13 protein-coding genes are annotated in these 15,134 nt (G+C 70.5%); 3 read left to right on the top strand and 10 right to left on the bottom strand.

Features of this window, described 5'->3' with window-relative positions; translation table 11 throughout:
- Window positions 1-20 precede the first annotated feature (20 nt).
- From OHA64_RS40870 to OHA64_RS40860, 3 genes are all read right to left on the bottom strand, one after another.
- Window positions 21-1,421, bottom strand: a complete 1,401-nt coding sequence (locus tag OHA64_RS40870) for a glycosyltransferase (protein WP_405622174.1) — start codon at window positions 1,419-1,421, stop codon at window positions 21-23.
- Between the two features lie 389 nt (window positions 1,422-1,810).
- Window positions 1,811-3,229 (bottom strand): glycosyl hydrolase family 28-related protein, encoded by a 1,419-nt coding sequence (locus tag OHA64_RS40865; protein WP_405622172.1) that lies wholly within the window; start codon window positions 3,227-3,229, stop codon window positions 1,811-1,813.
- 176 nt (window positions 3,230-3,405) lie between these two features.
- Complete coding sequence (locus OHA64_RS40860) at window positions 3,406-4,872, bottom strand: amino acid permease (RefSeq protein ID WP_405622170.1); 1,467 nt, start codon at window positions 4,870-4,872, stop codon at window positions 3,406-3,408.
- Between the two features lie 284 nt (window positions 4,873-5,156).
- On the opposite strand from OHA64_RS40860, the gene OHA64_RS40855 reads away from it, so the two are divergent.
- Window positions 5,157-5,894 carry a MerR family transcriptional regulator gene (locus OHA64_RS40855; protein ID WP_405622168.1) on the top strand — a complete coding sequence of 246 codons (738 nt, stop codon included), beginning with the start codon at window positions 5,157-5,159 and terminating at the stop codon, window positions 5,892-5,894.
- A gap of 159 nt (window positions 5,895-6,053) precedes the next feature.
- Here the strand turns inward: OHA64_RS40855 and OHA64_RS40850 are convergent, their stop codons facing one another.
- The 3 genes from OHA64_RS40850 to OHA64_RS40840 form a co-directional block, all read right to left on the bottom strand.
- Complete coding sequence (locus OHA64_RS40850) at window positions 6,054-8,231, bottom strand: 3-hydroxyacyl-CoA dehydrogenase NAD-binding domain-containing protein (RefSeq protein WP_405622166.1); 2,178 nt, start codon at window positions 8,229-8,231, stop codon at window positions 6,054-6,056.
- A 41-nt stretch (window positions 8,232-8,272) separates the two neighbouring features.
- Window positions 8,273-9,487 (bottom strand): acetyl-CoA C-acetyltransferase, encoded by a 1,215-nt coding sequence (locus OHA64_RS40845; RefSeq protein WP_405622164.1) that lies wholly within the window; start codon window positions 9,485-9,487, stop codon window positions 8,273-8,275.
- Window positions 9,488-9,607: 120 nt separating this feature from the next.
- The gene (locus tag OHA64_RS40840) at window positions 9,608-10,753 is read right to left on the bottom strand and encodes a CaiB/BaiF CoA transferase family protein (RefSeq protein ID WP_405622162.1); all 1,146 of its coding nucleotides are present in this window, start codon (window positions 10,751-10,753) and stop codon (window positions 9,608-9,610) included.
- A gap of 182 nt (window positions 10,754-10,935) precedes the next feature.
- On the opposite strand from OHA64_RS40840, the gene OHA64_RS40835 reads away from it, so the two are divergent.
- Window positions 10,936-12,114 (top strand): saccharopine dehydrogenase family protein, encoded by a 1,179-nt coding sequence (locus tag OHA64_RS40835; RefSeq protein WP_405622160.1) that lies wholly within the window; start codon window positions 10,936-10,938, stop codon window positions 12,112-12,114.
- A gap of 58 nt (window positions 12,115-12,172) precedes the next feature.
- On the opposite strand, the gene mmpA is transcribed toward OHA64_RS40835, so the two are convergent.
- Window positions 12,173-12,322 (bottom strand): morphogenic membrane protein MmpA, encoded by a 150-nt coding sequence (gene mmpA / locus OHA64_RS40830; protein ID WP_405622158.1) that lies wholly within the window; start codon window positions 12,320-12,322, stop codon window positions 12,173-12,175.
- A 142-nt stretch (window positions 12,323-12,464) separates the two neighbouring features.
- Window positions 12,465-13,214, bottom strand: a complete 750-nt coding sequence (locus OHA64_RS40825; RefSeq protein ID WP_405622156.1) for an endonuclease V — start codon at window positions 13,212-13,214, stop codon at window positions 12,465-12,467.
- A gap of 50 nt (window positions 13,215-13,264) precedes the next feature.
- Here OHA64_RS40825 and OHA64_RS40820 point away from each other — a divergent pair, with 50 nt between their 5' ends.
- Complete coding sequence (locus tag OHA64_RS40820; protein ID WP_405622154.1) at window positions 13,265-13,561, top strand: YciI family protein; 297 nt, start codon at window positions 13,265-13,267, stop codon at window positions 13,559-13,561.
- Between the two features lie 4 nt (window positions 13,562-13,565).
- On the opposite strand, the gene OHA64_RS40815 is transcribed toward OHA64_RS40820, so the two are convergent.
- Entirely contained in the window at window positions 13,566-13,895 is a 330-nt protein-coding gene (locus OHA64_RS40815; protein WP_405622152.1) for a plasmid stabilization protein, read from the bottom strand.
- 70 nt (window positions 13,896-13,965) lie between these two features.
- Window positions 13,966-15,102: a WD40/YVTN/BNR-like repeat-containing protein gene (locus OHA64_RS40810; protein WP_405622150.1), complete on the bottom strand. Its 1,137-nt coding sequence runs from the start codon at window positions 15,100-15,102 to the stop codon at window positions 13,966-13,968.
- Window positions 15,103-15,134 lie beyond the last annotated feature (32 nt).

Genomic DNA, 15,134 nt, shown 5'->3' with positions numbered 1-15,134 from the left:
CAGCTCTCTGTGCCGGCGCCTCACGCCGTGTGCGCCATCCTCCCTGGCTGATGCCAGGGAGGCATCTCGCCGTGCTTCGATTCGCCGCTGGGCAGGGCCAGCAGCAGACCGAGGGGGTGGAGACGGCTGAGGCGGATGACGGCCGCGGTGACTCCGGACACCACGAAAATCGCGATCAAGGTCCACGCGATAGCGAGCGCCATACAGGCGAATGCCAGGCCCACGACACCGGCGAGCAGAAGGACGAGACCGAGCGTGGTGACCAGCAGCTCCTGTCTGCGTCTGTGACGGGTGCGTGCTTGTTCCCAGGTGGCGGCGGAGCCGCTCAGTACGTCGACGAGCGCTTTCGCGTAGACGAGGTTGAGGAACTGGTCGAAGAGGACTTCCGGCACGATCGCGCCGGCGAGCACCAAGGCCTTCCAGCCACCGCTCTTGGCCGCCCAGACTCGTTCGAAGGCCGCGATGCTGGTGATGGCCAACCAGAACAACGGCACGCCGGGGAAACCCTTGGTCAGGGTGGTGTACAGCAGGACGGTGAGGAAGAAGGGGACGAAGGCCACGCTCATGTAGGTGAGCAGCTGCCGGCAGGTGTAGGGCAGCAGGACACGGGTGAAGCCGTAGGCCTTGAGGTTCTCCAGAGCGCCACGTTGCCACCGCAGCCGCTGGTAGTAGAGCCGGGACCAGGTGGGCATGACTTCGGTGCCCACGATGCAGGCACAGGGGGACACACAGCGGTATCCCAGGTGCTTGAGCGCGAGGGTCAGTTCGTTGTCCTCGGTCAGCGACTCCACGTCGTAGACGTCCTCGCCCCTGGGCAGTTCGCCCGCCGCGCGCGCTCGGCGGACATGACGCAGGGCCTTGACCGGATACAGGGAGGCAGTGCCGGTCAGGACGTCGGCTCGGCTGTGGCGACGGTGGAGTTCACGTGCATAGCGCACGTACTCGTTGTCCTGGACGTGGCAGACCAGCCCGCGCAGGGGGTAGCCGAAGAAGACCGCGCCCACACCGCCGAGCGGCGCGGAACCGGGCTGCTCTTCATGCAGGCGGCGAGTCGCCCGGGCGATGAACTCGGGGGTCAAGGAGGTGTCGGAGTCCATGACCAGGACCGCGTCGTCGTCGGACAGCCGAGGCAGTAGCTGGACCAGGACCTGGTTGAGGGCACCTGCCTTGGCCTGCGTGTTCCCGACCGACTCGACGACCCTCGCGCCATGGGCCGCGCTGATCTGAACGGTGCGGTCGGTGCATCGGTCGGCGACCACGATGACCTCGTCCGCCGGCCTGGTCTGGGCCGCGAGTGACTGGAGGGTCTCGGCGATGAGATCTTCCTCGTTGTGCGCGGGCACCAGCACGACGATCCGTCCGGGTCCGACACCGCGTAGGTCCGGTATGTGCCCGGGCAGGGTCTGCCCGTCGGGGGTCAACTCCCTATGATGGTGCACGAACGCGTGCCCCCAGGCTTTGCGCCGCGCGTGTCCCCCCGTCGGACGGCTCGCCAGTGACACCTTGAACATCCCGCAACGCCCATCGGCCAGGACGAATCCCTCGCGACGCCCACGGGAGCGGATACCTGCTCCCGCTGGACGTCGGGGTGCGCGGGCGAAGGGCGGCAGGCGAACTCGTGACGTCGATGAGGAGGCTGTCCTCGTCCAAGCGCCGCGGCACCGCCGCTCCGGGGCCCGAACCGGCCCGTCCGGCTTGGTTCATTTGCCGCTGTACGACGGTCGTGCCCTACAGTCGGCCTACCTCGAGCATGCCCCCGGCGAAGACCACCCGGCAAGTGGATGTTGCGGCCGGCCCACGTCCTTGCTGGTCAGAAGCCCTTGACGAAGTCGATCACGTACCACTTGTTCGTGGTGGCGTTGTAGATCGCGGTGAGGAAGTCCCGTTTCCCGGCCGTCGTGGTGAGTGTGACCGTCGGGATGGTGGTGCCCCGGACGAAGACCGAGCTGAGGGCGAGGGTGCGGTTTCCGGTGGCGTCCTGGATGAGTTCCCAGGTGACGCGTTGGCCGTTGGTGGGGTTGGTGGGCGTGCCCAGAGTCCGGTTGCCCTGGAGGGTGACGCGGAAGAGGTTGCCCAGTGCCGCGTTGGTGGCGATGGTGGGGGCGTCGGCGAGTGTGACGGGGGCGGGGTTGACCTTGGCGTCGACGTAGTCCTTGCGCGTCAGATGGTCGGCCGAGGTCGGCGCGGTGCCGGAGGAGACGCTGCCCTCGTAGTAGGCGGAGTCCGCGCCGTAGACGAACCCGGTGGCGACGGTGCCGCCGGCGGTGTCGTTGATGATGTTGGTGTTGCCCGCCAGCGACAGGGGTTCCACGTTGCTGAAGTCGCCGAGGGTGGCCGAGCAGCCGGAGTCGACCTTGATGGAGTTGACCGCCGCGCCGGTGGGGGTGTTCTCGGCGAATCCGAGGATGGTGACCCCTCGGGCTCCGCCGGTGACCCAGATGCTGACGTTGGGGCTGTTGTAGGTGAAGGGGTTGAACAGGCCCACCCCGATCGCCGCGTTGATCTTCCAGCTGTAGCCGTCGTATCCGGTGCCGCGGTTGACCGCGGACTCGGCGCCGCATCCGGTGAAGCTGATCGCCTGGCTTCCGATGCCGGTCACCTCGTAGCCGATGCCGCAGTGGTCCGCGGCGCAGCCGACGAAGGAGCAGTAGGCCATCGTGTCGAGACGGAAGCCGGCGTTGGTGATGATGTCGGCGTAGCAGGAGACGAACGAGCAACTGGTGCCTGCCGCACCTCCGGAGACACCGTGGATGTCCCAGCCGTGGTTCCCGTTGTTGGCCGAGGTCACGCCGGTGAACGTGGACACGATCGGGTTGGACAGGTCGATTCCGGTGTTGCCGAAGAACTTCACCGTCACCCGCGAGAACGCCAGGGAGACGGTCGCGGGGTTCGCCGATCGCGTCAGCACGATCCCTTTGCCGCTCCCGCTTCCCGGTCCCTGGACGGTGAGATCCTGGACGGTCAGCCGCGTGATGTCCGAGCCGCTCAGGCCATGGGCGGTGGTGCTGCTCTGCGCGATCACCGAGGAGCCGTCACTGACACCCTGGAGGATCAGGTTGGAGCGGGCCACCAAGGCGGAGGAGATCTTGTAGGTGCCCGCCGGGAAGACGACCGTTCCGCCGGAGGAAGGCACCGCGTTGATCGCGGTCTGGATCGCGCTGGTGTCGTCGGTGACGCCGTTGGCGGTCGCACCGTAGTCCAGGACGTTGAACCAATAACTGGTGGCCATGATCGCCTCCGTGGGTTCCCGCACGCCGTTGACCTCGCGCGATCACGGTGCGAACGCGAGCGGTCACTCTAAGGGAGCATACCCATCTGCGGCCCCCTTATGGCTGCTCCGCGACGGGCTCCTGGCGACCCGCCCTCGGCGACCCGCCACTTCGCGACCCGCTCCTTGGCGACCCGCTACTTCGAGAAGTCCGACAGCTCCCTGTCCGCTGTCTCCGACACCCGGCGGCGGACGGCGAACCATCCTCCGACCAGCAGGAGGGCGATCACGGGGACGAGGAAGAGGGTCTTGCGGCCGACACCGGGGTCGTTCCACATCATCGCGAGGCAGGCCAGGAGGAAGGCGATCGTGGTGATCTCCGTGACCGGGCTGAACGGGAGGCGGAAGGAGGGGCGGGTCACCAGGCCCGTCCGCGCGCGGCGGACGTAGACCAGGTGGCAGATCATGATGATGACCCAGGTGCTGATGACGCCGAGCGAGGCGATGTTCAGCACGATCTCGAAGGCCTGGCTCGGCATGAGGTAGTTCAGGCCGACGCCGAGCACGCACACCGCGCAGGTCAGCAGGATGCCGCCGTACGGCACCTGACTGCGGTTCATCCGGGCGGTGAACTTCGGCGCCGAGCCCGCCATGGCCATGGAGCGCAGGATGCGGCCCGTGGAGTACAGGCCGGAGTTGAGGGACGACATGGCCGCGGTGAGGACCACCAGGTTCATCACGTCGCCCGCCGCCGGGACGCCGATCTTCGAGAGGACGGTGACGAAGGGGCTCTCGTCGGCCGTGTAGAGCGAGCCGGGCAGGAGGAGGGCCAGGAGGACGACCGAACCGACGTAGAAGAGGCCGACGCGCCACATGATCGAGTTCACCGCGCGCGGGACGACCTTCTCCGGCTCGGCGGTCTCGCCGGCGGCGACACCGACCAGCTCCAGGGCGGCGTACGCGAAGATCACGCCCTGCATCACGAGGACGACGGGCATCATGCCGTGCGGGAACGCACCGCCGTTGTCGGTGATCACGCTCGCGCCCGGCGTCTGTCCGCCCACCTCGTGCTGGGTGGCCAGCAGGAAGATGCCGATCAGCATGAAGCCGACGAGGGTGGCGACCTTGATGATCGCGAACCAGAACTCCATCTCGCCGAAGTACTTCACCGAGACCAGGTTCACCACCAGGACCACCGCGAGGGCGACCAGCGCGAGCACCCACTGCGGGATGTCGGTGAACAGGCTCCAGTAGTGCGTGTAGAGCGCGATCGCGGTGATGTCGGCGATACCGGTCGTCGACCAGTTCAGGAAGTACATCCAGCCTGCGACGTACGCGCCCTTCTCGCCGAGGAACTCGCGCGCGTACGACACGAACGAGCCGGAGGAGGGGCGGTAGAGGACCAGTTCACCGAGCGCCCTGACCACGAAGAAGGCGAAGACTCCGCAGACCAGGTAGGCCAGCGCGAGCGCTGGGCCCGCGTCGTGCAGACGGCCGCCGGCGCCCAGGAAGAGTCCGGTGCCGATCGCGCCGCCGATGGCGATCATGTTGACGTGGCGGGCCTTGAGGTCCTTGCTGTAGCCGGCGTCGCCCGCGTCCGCGGGCGCCTGGGCCACGTCGGTGCGGGAGGCGGCCTGTGCCGATTGCGCGGCGTCCTTGCTCACGGTGATTCCACTCTCTGGTGCGCCCCTGCGGGTCTCGCTCGGGTCTCCGGACGTGCCTTGGCCCGCGCCCTGGGCAGCGACGCGGACCGAGGGCTCGCCTTCCCCGCAAACCGCACCGCACGCGATGGCACACGTCACACAACGGAACCTGCACATGGTCATCGGGGTGGTCATGGGCTGGTGATGAGGTGGTCATGAGGTGATCGTCGGGAGGACGGTGAACATGGTCGTCAAGGGTGCGGAAGAGGTTTCACACCCTTGGTGGGACAGCGATACTGCTGCACATGACGACCGAGGCCGAGGAGCCGACCCTCACGATCGACGAGCTGGCCGCGCGGGCGGGTGTCACGGTCCGCACGGTCCGCTTCTACGGCACCAGGGGTCTGCTGCCCCCGCCGTTGATCGGTCCACGGCGGGTGGGCCACTACGGCCGGGAGCATCTGGCACGGCTCGCGCTCATCGAGGAGTTGCAGCAGCAAGGCATGACGCTGGCTGCCATCGAGCGCTATCTGGAGCAGCTGCCCCCGGGGCTGAGCGCGCACGACCTCGCCATCCACCGGGCCGTGGTGGCCTCATGGGCGCCGGACGCGGTGCGGACGGCCACGCGGGAGGAGCTGGCGCGGCGGGCGGGCCGGGAGCTGAGCGACGAGGACGTGGAGCGACTCGTCGCGATGGACGTGATCGTGCCGGAGGCCGACAACTACCGCGCCGACCTCTGCCTGCTCCGGCTCGGCGTCCAGCTGCTCGACGTACCGCTGTCGCAGGAGGTGATCCTCGCCTCGCGCAAGGTCCTCCTCGAGCACTCGCGCGCGGCGGCCCACGAGCTGGCGCGGCTCTTTCGCGACGAGGTGTCCGAGCGGGAGGCACGGGAGGTGAGGTCGCTGTCCGAGCACATGCACCCTCTGGTGTTGCAGGCACTGCTGACCGCCTTCCAGCGGTCGCTGAAGGAGGAGCTGCGCGAGTTGCTCCCACCCGGTTCGTCGGGCGCCCCGGAGTCACCGTCGGTGGGCCGGTCAGCCTGAGGGCGTCCGGTCTCAGGCGGACGGGCGCGGCGGCACGCCCATGTAAGGGCGCCGATCAGGCCCACGGACGGATGCCGGGTCGTCCCGCCCACGAGCGAGTGCGAGGTCACGCCCACGAGCGGGTGCGATGCGCCGCCCGCACCCGCCCCCTCCGCAAGGTCAGCTCCCGTCGCTGAAGGTCTCCCCCCTCTCCGCCTTCTCCACCAGAAGCGCGGGCGGCGTGAACCGCTCCCCGTAGCGCTCGGCGAGTTCCCTCGCGCGGGCCACGAAGCCGGGCAGGCCTCCCTCGTAGCCGTTGACGTACTGGAGGACACCGCCGGTCCAGCCGGGGAACCCGATGCCGAAGGTCGAGCCGATGTTGGCGTCGGCGACGGACGTGAGGACGCCTTCCTCGAGGAGCCTGACGGTGTCGAGGGCCTCCGAGAAGAGCATGCGTTCCTGCATGTCCACGAAGGGGATCTCGGCGCCCTCGCGGGTGAAGTGCTCGCGCAGTCCCGGCCACAGCCCGGTCCGCCTGCCGTCCTCCCCGTACGTGTAGAACCCCGCACCGCCGCCGCGTCCGGTGCGCCCGAACTCGTCGACCATGCGGTCGATGACCGCGTCGGCGGGATGGGCCGTCCAGGTGCCGCCCGCCTCCTCGACCGCCCGCCTCGTCTCGCCCCGGATCTTGCGCGGGAGTGTGAGCGTCAGTTCGTCCATCAAGGAGAGGACCTTGGCGGGATAGCCCGCCTGCGCCGCCGCCTGTTCCACCGACGCGGGCTCGATGCCCTCGCCGACCATCGCCACGCCCTCGTTGATGAACTGCCCGATGACGCGCGAGGTGAAGAAGCCGCGCGAGTCGTTGACGACGATCGGTGTCTTCCTGATCTGCCGGACCAGGTCGAAGGCGCGCGCGAGGGCCTCCTCGCCGGTGCGCTCCCCCTTGATGATCTCGACGAGCGGCATCTTGTCGACCGGTGAGAAGAAGTGCAGTCCGATGAAGTCGCCCTGGCGCTCGACACCTTCGGCGAGTGCCGTGATGGGAAGGGTGGAGGTGTTGGAACACAGCAGCGCGTCCGGCGCGACGACGTGCTCGATCTCCTGGAACACCTTGTGCTTGAGCGAGGTGTCCTCGAAGACGGCCTCGATGACCGCGTCGCAGCCGGCCAGGTCCTGCGGGTCGGCCGTGGGCGTGATGCGGGCCAGCAGCGCGTCGGCCTTGTCCTGGGTGGTACGCCCCCGGGAGACGGCCTTGGCGCACAGCTTCTCGGAGTAGCCCTTGCCCTTGACGGCCGCTTCCGGGGACACGTCCTTGAGGACCACCTCGATCCCGGCGCGGGCGCACGAGTAGGCGATCCCGGCGCCCATCATCCCGGCGCCGAGGACGGCGACCTTGCGCACCTTGCGCGGTTCGACGCCCTTCGGCCGGTTGGCACCGGAGTTGACGGCCTGGAGGTCGAAGAAGAAGGCCTGGATCATGTTCTTCGACGTCTGGCCCGCGGCCAGCTCGACGAAGTAGCGGCCCTCGATGACCTGCGCGGTCTCGAAGTCGACCTGGGAGCCCTCGACCGCGGCGGCCAGGATGGCCCGCGGGGCGGGATAGGGGGCACCGCCCGTCTGCTTGCGCAGGGTGGCCGGGAAGGCGGGCAGGTTCGCGGCGAACTTGGGGTGGGCGGGGGTGCCGCCGGGGATACGGTGCCCCGGCCTGTCCCAGGGCTGCTGGGACTCGGGGTGGGCCTCGATGAACGCACGGGCCTTGGCGAGCAACTCCTCCTGGGTGGCGGCCACTTCGTCGACCAGGCCGTTGTCCAGGGCGCGCTGTGGGCTGTACTGGGTGCCCTGCAGGAGGACCTTCAGCAGGGCGTCGGCGATGCCCAGCAGGCGTACCGTACGGACGACGCCGCCGCCTCCGGGGAGCAGGCCGAGGGTGACCTCGGGGCAGCCGATCTTGGCGCCGGGCGCGTCGAGGGCGATGCGGTGGTGGCAGGCGAGGGCGATCTCGTAACCGCCGCCCAGGGCGGCGCCGTTCATCGCGGCGACGACCGGCTTGCCAAGGGTCTCGATGCGGCGCAGGTTCCGCTTGATCGCCATGCCGCCGTCGAACAGCTCCTGCGCGGTCTCGGGCGTGACGCGGATGAGGTCGCGCAGGTCACCGCCGGCGAAGAAGGTCTTCTTGGCGGACGTGAAGATGACGCCCCGGACGGTGTCCTTCTCGGCTTCCAGGCGGTCGGTGACCACCGCGAGGGAGTCGCGGAACGCCTCGTTCATGGTGTTCGCGGACTGGTTCGGGTCGTCGAGGACGAGGGTGACCACACCGGTGCGGTCCTGTTCCCAGCGGATGGTGGTGCTCTGAGTCATGGCGAGGGTCTCCGTAGAAGTCTCTTGAAAGCCGCTGGGGTTCAGACGCGTTCGACGATGGTCGCGATGCCCATGCCGCCGCCGACGCAGAGGGTGGCGAGGCCGTACCGCTTGTCCTGGCGCTCCAGTTCGTCGACGAGCGAACCGAGGATCATGGCGCCGGTCGCGCCCAGCGGGTGGCCGAGGGCGATCGCGCCGCCGTTGACGTTGACCTTGTCGAGGGACAGGCCCATGTCCTTCACGAAGCGGAGTACCACGGCCGCGAAGGCCTCGTTGATCTCGACGAGGTCGATGTCGTCGATGGTCAGCCCGGCCCTGGCGAGGGCCTTGCGGGTGGCGGGGGCGGGGCCGGTGAGCATGATGGTGGGCTCGGAGCCGGAGACGGCGGCCGAGACGATCCGCGCGCGCGGGGTGAGTCCGTAGCGCTCGCCGACCTCCTGGGAGCCGATCGCGACCAGCGAGGCGCCGTCGACGATGCCGGAGGAGTTGCCCGCGTGGTGGACGTGGTCGATCTTCTCGACCCAGTGGTACTTCTGCAGGGCCACGGCGTCGAAGCCGCCGAGGTCGCCGATGTCCGCGAAGGACGGCTTCAGCTTCGCGAGGGAGTCCGCGGTGGTGCCCGGGCGCGGGTGCTCGTCGTGGTCGAGGACGACGAGACCGCCGCGGTCCCTGACCGGGACGACGGACCGGTCGAAGCGGCCCTCCTTCCAGGCGGTGGTCGCGCGCTCCTGCGAGAGGGCCGCGTACTCGTCGACGTCCCGCCGGGAGAAACCCTCGATGGTGGCGATGAGGTCGGCGCCGATGCCCTGGGGCACGAAGTTGACGGCGAGGTTGGTCATCGGGTCGTTGAACCAGGCGCCGCCGTCCGAGGCCATCGGCACCCGGGACATCGACTCGACGCCGCCCGCGAGAACGAGGTCCTCCCAGCCCGAACGGACCTTGGCGGCGGCCATGTTGACGGCCTCCAGACCCGAGGCACAGAAGCGGTTCTCCTGTACGCCGGCGACCGTGTCCGGCAGCCCGGCGGCGATGGCCGCGGTGCGGGCGATGTCGGAGCCCTGGTCGCCGACCGGGCTGACGACGCCGAGGACGATGTCGTCGACGGCGGACGGGTCCAGGTCCGGGAAACGGTCGCGGATCTCGTGGATGAGTCCGACGACCAGGTCGATGGGCTTCGTGCCGTGCAGGGCGCCGTTCGCCTTGCCGCGGCCGCGCGGGGTGCGGATCGCGTCGTACACGTACGCTTCGGTGCTCACAGGTCCAGCCTTTCGGGGAGGGTCAGCCCAGCAGGGAACGGCCGATGATCGACTTCATGATCTCGGTCGTCCCGCCGTAGATGGTCCGGATGCGGCCGTCGGTGCGGGCCCGGTCCCGTTTCATTCGAGACCCTTCGCTTCGAGGCCGTTCAAGAGGTCGGGTACGTCCCAGTCGCGCGCCACGTCCGCGGTGTCGGCGCCCGGTCGTGCGGGGCCGGTACGGACGGTGGTCGGCGTCGCCGAGAAGCGGGGCGCGGGTGCGGGCTGGGTGATGCCGCCGTGGTCGACGAAGGTGCCGCGCGCGGCAAGGTGCGGATGGTGCGGGGCCTCGCGCAGCGACAGGACGGGCGCCACGCACGCGTCGGTGCCCTCGAAGACGTCCACCCACTCGTCGCGGGTGCGGGATCTGAACCGGGCCGTGACCGCCTCGCGCAGTTCGCTCCAGCGGGTCCAGTCCTTGCGGGCCTCCGCGAAGTCCTGGAGGTCGAGCAGCCGCAGGAACAGGTCGTAGAACTGGGGTTCCAGGGCGCCGACCGCCATGTGCCCACCGTCGGCGGTCTCGTAGGTGCCGTAGTACGGGCAGCCGCCGTCCAGGAGGTTGGCGCCGCGCCGGTCCTGCCAGCCGCCGGCGGCGAGCATGCCGTGGATCATCGCGGAGAGGTGGGCGGTGCCGTCGACGATGGCGGCGTCGACGACCTGACCGGTGCCGGTGGCGCGGGCGTGGTGGAGGGCGGCGAGGACACCGACGACAAGGTAGAGGGAGCCGCCCGCGAAGTCCCCGAGCAGGTTGGCGGGGACGGCCGGGGGCTCGCCCGGGGCGCCGATCATGCCGAGCGTGCCGGTGAGGGCGATGTACGCGATGTCGTGGCCGGCGCGCGGGGCGAGGGGGCCGTCCTGGCCCCAGCCGGTCATCCGGCCGTAGACGAGCCTCGGGTTGCGGGTGTGGCAGGCCTCGGGGCCGACGCCGAGACGTTCGGCGACTCCGGGGCGGTAGCCCTCGACGAGGATGTCGGCGTGTTCGGCGAGGTCGAGGACGCGGGCCGGGCCGTCCGCCGTTTTCAGGTCGACGATCACCGAGCGTTTGTTGCGGTGGGTGATGTCGTATGCCGGGTCGATCGCGAGTCCGGACCCCTCGGGCCGGTCCACGCACACCACGTCGGCACCCAGGTCGGCGAGGAGCATGGCGGCGAACGGGCCGGGCCCGATGCCGGCCAGTTCGACCACCCGTACGCCGCTGAGCGGACCCTGCCCTGGCGTCGTTGCCATTCAGCCCCCACGGTCGTGACACAACTGCTGTAACGCCAGCGATGCTAAGAAGACGTCGCACCGGGCACAAGGCCAAGCGAGCAAGCGCTTAGTCGAGTGTGGCGGCCTCCTGGCCGGACCGCACCCTCATCACGCTAGCCTCGGCCACCGACAACGGCACGCAGGCCAGACCGAGGGGTGTCATGAGCAGGCTGAACGGGACAGACCGTCCGTACGACATCGTCCTCTTCGGAGCCACCGGCTTCGTGGGGACGCTGACGGCGGAGTATCTCGCCGCACACGCGCCCGAGGGACTGCGCTGGGCGGTCGCCGGCCGCAGCGAGGCGAAGCTCCGGGAGCTGTGCGAGCGGCTGCCCGGCGGCGCGGAGGTCGGGGTGCTGCGGGCGGACGTGTCCGACCCGGCCTCGATGCGCGCGCTCGCCGAGCAGGCGCGCGTGGTGGCGACGACGGTGGGCCCCTATGTGACGTACGGCGAGGACCTCGTCGCCGCGTGCGCGGACACCGGCGCGGACTATCTCGACCTCTCGGGTGAGCCGGAGTTCGTGGACCTGACGTACGTCCGTCATGACGCACGCGCGCGTGAGACGGGCGCCCGGCTGGTGCACGCGTGCGGTTTCGACTCGGTACCCCACGATCTGGGCGTGTACTTCACGGTCCGGCAGTTGCCGGAGGGAGTGCCCCTCACGGTGGACGGGTTCGTGAGCGCGGACGCGGCCTTCTCGGGCGGTACGTTCGCCTCGGCGCTCAACCAGTTCGCGCGCGGGCGACAGGTACTGGCCGCCGCGCGGGACCGGGGGCGGCACGAGCCCCGCCTGGTCGGCCGACGGGCCGGTGCCCCGGCCGGCGCGCCCCGGTTCGCTCCGGAGGTCGACGCCTGGGCGCTGCCGCTGCCGACGATCGACCCGCAGATCGTGCGTCGGTCCGCGACGGCACTGGAGCGCTACGGGCCCGACTTCCGTTACCGGCAGTACGCGGCGGTCCGGCGTCTGCCGGTCGCGGTGGGCGGGGTCGCCGCGGTGGGCGCGCTGCTCGCGGCGGCCCAACTGCCGTCCGCCCGGCGCTGGTTGTCCGACCGGCTGAAGCCGGGGGAAGGACCCGGCCCCGAGAAGCGCGCGAAGAGCTGGTTCAGGATCCGCTTCGTCGGCGAGGGGGGTGGCCGGCGCGTGTTCACCGAGGTCGCGGGCGGGGACCCGGGGTACGGCGAGACGGCGAAGATCTTCGCGGAGGCGGCGCTCTCCCTGGCCTTCGACGACCTGCCGCCGAGCGCCGGTCAGGTCACCACGACGGTCGCGATGGGCGACGCGCTGATCGAACGGCTGCGGTCGGCGGGGATCACTTTCCGGGTGGCGGCGACCCGCTAGGACAGGTCCCATGCCCTGCGTCGGCGGCGGGGTGCGCCGGACAGGCCCCGCCGCCGGCCTACAGCGACCATCCGAGCACGGTGTAGATCATCCCGCCGATCCAGGCGAGCCCCATCGCCACGGCGAGGACGAGCGCACCCGTCACCGCGCGCTCGACGGGCCGGGTCGGGTCGGAAAGGGGCTTGGGAGCTCGGTGCGTCGTCGTCATGCGGCACAGCCTGCCGACCGGGACGGGGGCCCGGCATCCGTACGGATACTCAGACGCGGTACTCAGATGAAGTCCTGGGGTCCCTGGGACTGCCGGGCCGATGGGACTGACTGGGCCGAGGACTGACTTGCCAGGACTGCCGTCAGGCAGTCGCGTCCCGGAGTGCCGCGCGGCACAGAGCGTCGGCCCTGCGGGTCGTCTCCGGCAGACGGTACTTCGGGGCCAGCGCGAGGGTGTGGGCGCAGGCGTTGTCGAGGCTCATGCGGTGCCCGACGGAGACGAAGACCGGTTTGACGGCGTCCCGGGTGCGCAGAGCACGGCCGACCTCCTCGCGGCTGACCTCCTCGCGGCTGACCTCCTCTCCGCCGCTCCCCTCTCCGCCGCTCCCCTCTCCGCCGGCGAGCAGCGGGGACGCACTGCCGCGCCGGGCTTCGGGATCGTCGTAGGCGAAGGTGAAGGGATTCTTGGCGACGCCGATCGTGGGCAGTCCGGTCAGGACGCCGAGGTGGCTGGCGAGGCCGAAGCGACGCGGGTGGGCGAGGCCGTAGCCGTCGCAGACGACAACACCGGGCGGGCACGGCAGCCTGTCGAGGGCGGCCAGGACCGTGGGGATCTCGCGGAAGGCGAGCAGACCGGGCACGTACGGAAAGGAGACGCGGCCGACGGCCGTGGCCTCGGCGACGATGACGAGGCTCGACGCGTCCAGGACGACGGCCGCGGCCACGACCAGGTCGCGCTCGTCGTCGTAGGCCACGTCGACGCCGGTCACCCGGCCGGCGCCGGGCGGCGGGCCCTGCTCGTCGAGCACCACCCGCCCCCGCAGTTCGTCCTGTACGGCGCGGGCCTCGTCCTCGGTCGCGGGCCAGCCCGCGGGAATGCGCACGGTCGTCATGATGGGCACGAGCCTACGACCCGGGTGCCGGGCGGCGTAGGGTCGTGATCATGTTCGTACTGGAGCTGACCTACACCGCCCCGCTCGATGCCGTCGACGCCGTGCTGGAGGCGCATGTCGCCTGGCTCGACGAGCAGTACGAGCAGGGTGTGTTCCTGGCGTCCGGGCGCAAGAACCCCCGCGACGGCGGGGTGATCCTCGCCGTCGCGGAGGATCGCGCACGGGTCGAGCAGGTCGCCGCGGGCGACCCGTTCGTCGTGGCGGGTGTGTGCGAGTACCGCATCACCGAGTTCACCGCGACGAAGACGGCCCCGGCGCTCGAGCGGTACCGCGAGACCCTCGGCTGAGACGTCAGCTCTTGGCGCCCAGCGCGCGCTTGAGCTGGCTCTTGTTCATGTCCGAACGGCCCTTGACGCCCCGCTGCTTGGCCTCCTCGTAGAGCTGGTCGTACGTGGGACCCTGGGCGCCCTTGCCCGACCGCCGGCCGCCGCGCCTGCCGGAAGACATGTCCTCGGTGGAGGTGCGGCTGGCGGTCCTCGACTCGCCGGACCGGGCGCGTTCCTTGTTCACCGTCCGCGCGGCGATCTCCTTGGCGCGCCCGGCGCTCTCACCCCGGTCCTGAGCGCTCTCCTTGATGTGCTCGTACTGGCGTTCCCGCTTGGAGCTGGAACCACTGGGCATGTCCGCTCACTCCTCTCAGGTTCGGTGGACGGGTACCCGGATCCCGGCCTTTACGGCATACCGTCGGCGCTCAGTTTTCCAGGCGGGCCACCCGTCCCTTCTCGCCAGCCGCCCAGCATCCCAGGTCAGAGGCGCAGTCGACGGTGTCGTACGAGCCCGTGTCGAACGTCCGCCAGGTGCGGCCGCCGTCCGTCGTCAGATCCGTGCCGGTCGGGCCCACGGCGAGGGCGGCGGTGCGGCTGTGCGGGAGCCAGGCGACGCCGGAGCGGTAGGCGGGCGGCGGCTCGGCGGCGGGCTGCCAGGCACGGCCGCCGTCGCCGGTGCGGGCCGCGGCCTTCGGAGAGGGTTGGTCCGCGTTGAAGTCGCCGCCCACGGCGAGACCGTGCGTGCGGTCGCGGAAGGCCAGCGCGAAGACACCACGGGCCGGGTCGCCCGCCGGGATCGGCGTGTCGGAGGCCGTCCAGGTCAGCCCGCGGTCGGCGGAGTGCAGCACACGCGCGCGTGCGGCCCCGCCGGTGGCCAGCCACACGTCCCGGGGGCCGGAGGAGACCAGGCACTGGCCGCTCGCCGCGAACCCGGCCTCCCCTTCCTGCGCGGCCGGCATCCCGGCGCTCGGCAGCACCTTCCAGGTACGGCCGCCGTCACCGGTCGACAGGATGCGGAACTTCCCGTCCACCGGGTCGCTCATGGCGAGACCGTGGCGTCGGTCAAAGAAGGTGAGGCAGTCGTAGAAGGCTTTGGCGTCGGCGTTGCGGAAGGACTCGGTCCAGGTCGCGCCGCCGTCCTCGGTGCGGTACACGCGGGACGCCTCGCCCTCGCCGATGGCCAGCACCACGGCCCGCCGTGCGTCGAACGCCTCGATGTCCCGGAACTGCAGCTCCGCGGCGCCCGGCGGCGAGACGTTCCGCCAGCTCGCCCCGCCGTCGGTGGTACGCAGCACGGTGCCCTGCGTTCCGGCGACCCACGCGGTGCTCCGGCCGACGGCCGCGAGGCCCCGGAAACGGACCTGGGGGCTGCCGGTGTCCTTGAGATCCCAGTGCGGTGTCCGACTCTGCTGGGTCCGGCTGTCCGGTGCCTGCGCCTGGGCGGGTACCGCCGTCAGGACGGCGAGTGCCGCCGCACAGGCCGCCCCCGCCGCGGTGGCCCGGCTCGTACGTTTCGTGCCTGTCGTGCGTGTCGTGCGTCGCGTGTTCCCCAAGCGCCTCATGGCGGGCGAAGCTAGCCCACCGCGGGGTGCCG

Origin of the sequence: Streptomyces sp. NBC_00076 (assembly GCF_045041235.1) — a bacterium.
Classification (GTDB): domain Bacteria; phylum Actinomycetota; class Actinomycetes; order Streptomycetales; family Streptomycetaceae; genus Streptomyces.
This window is presented reverse-complemented; position numbering and strand designations above follow the sequence as displayed.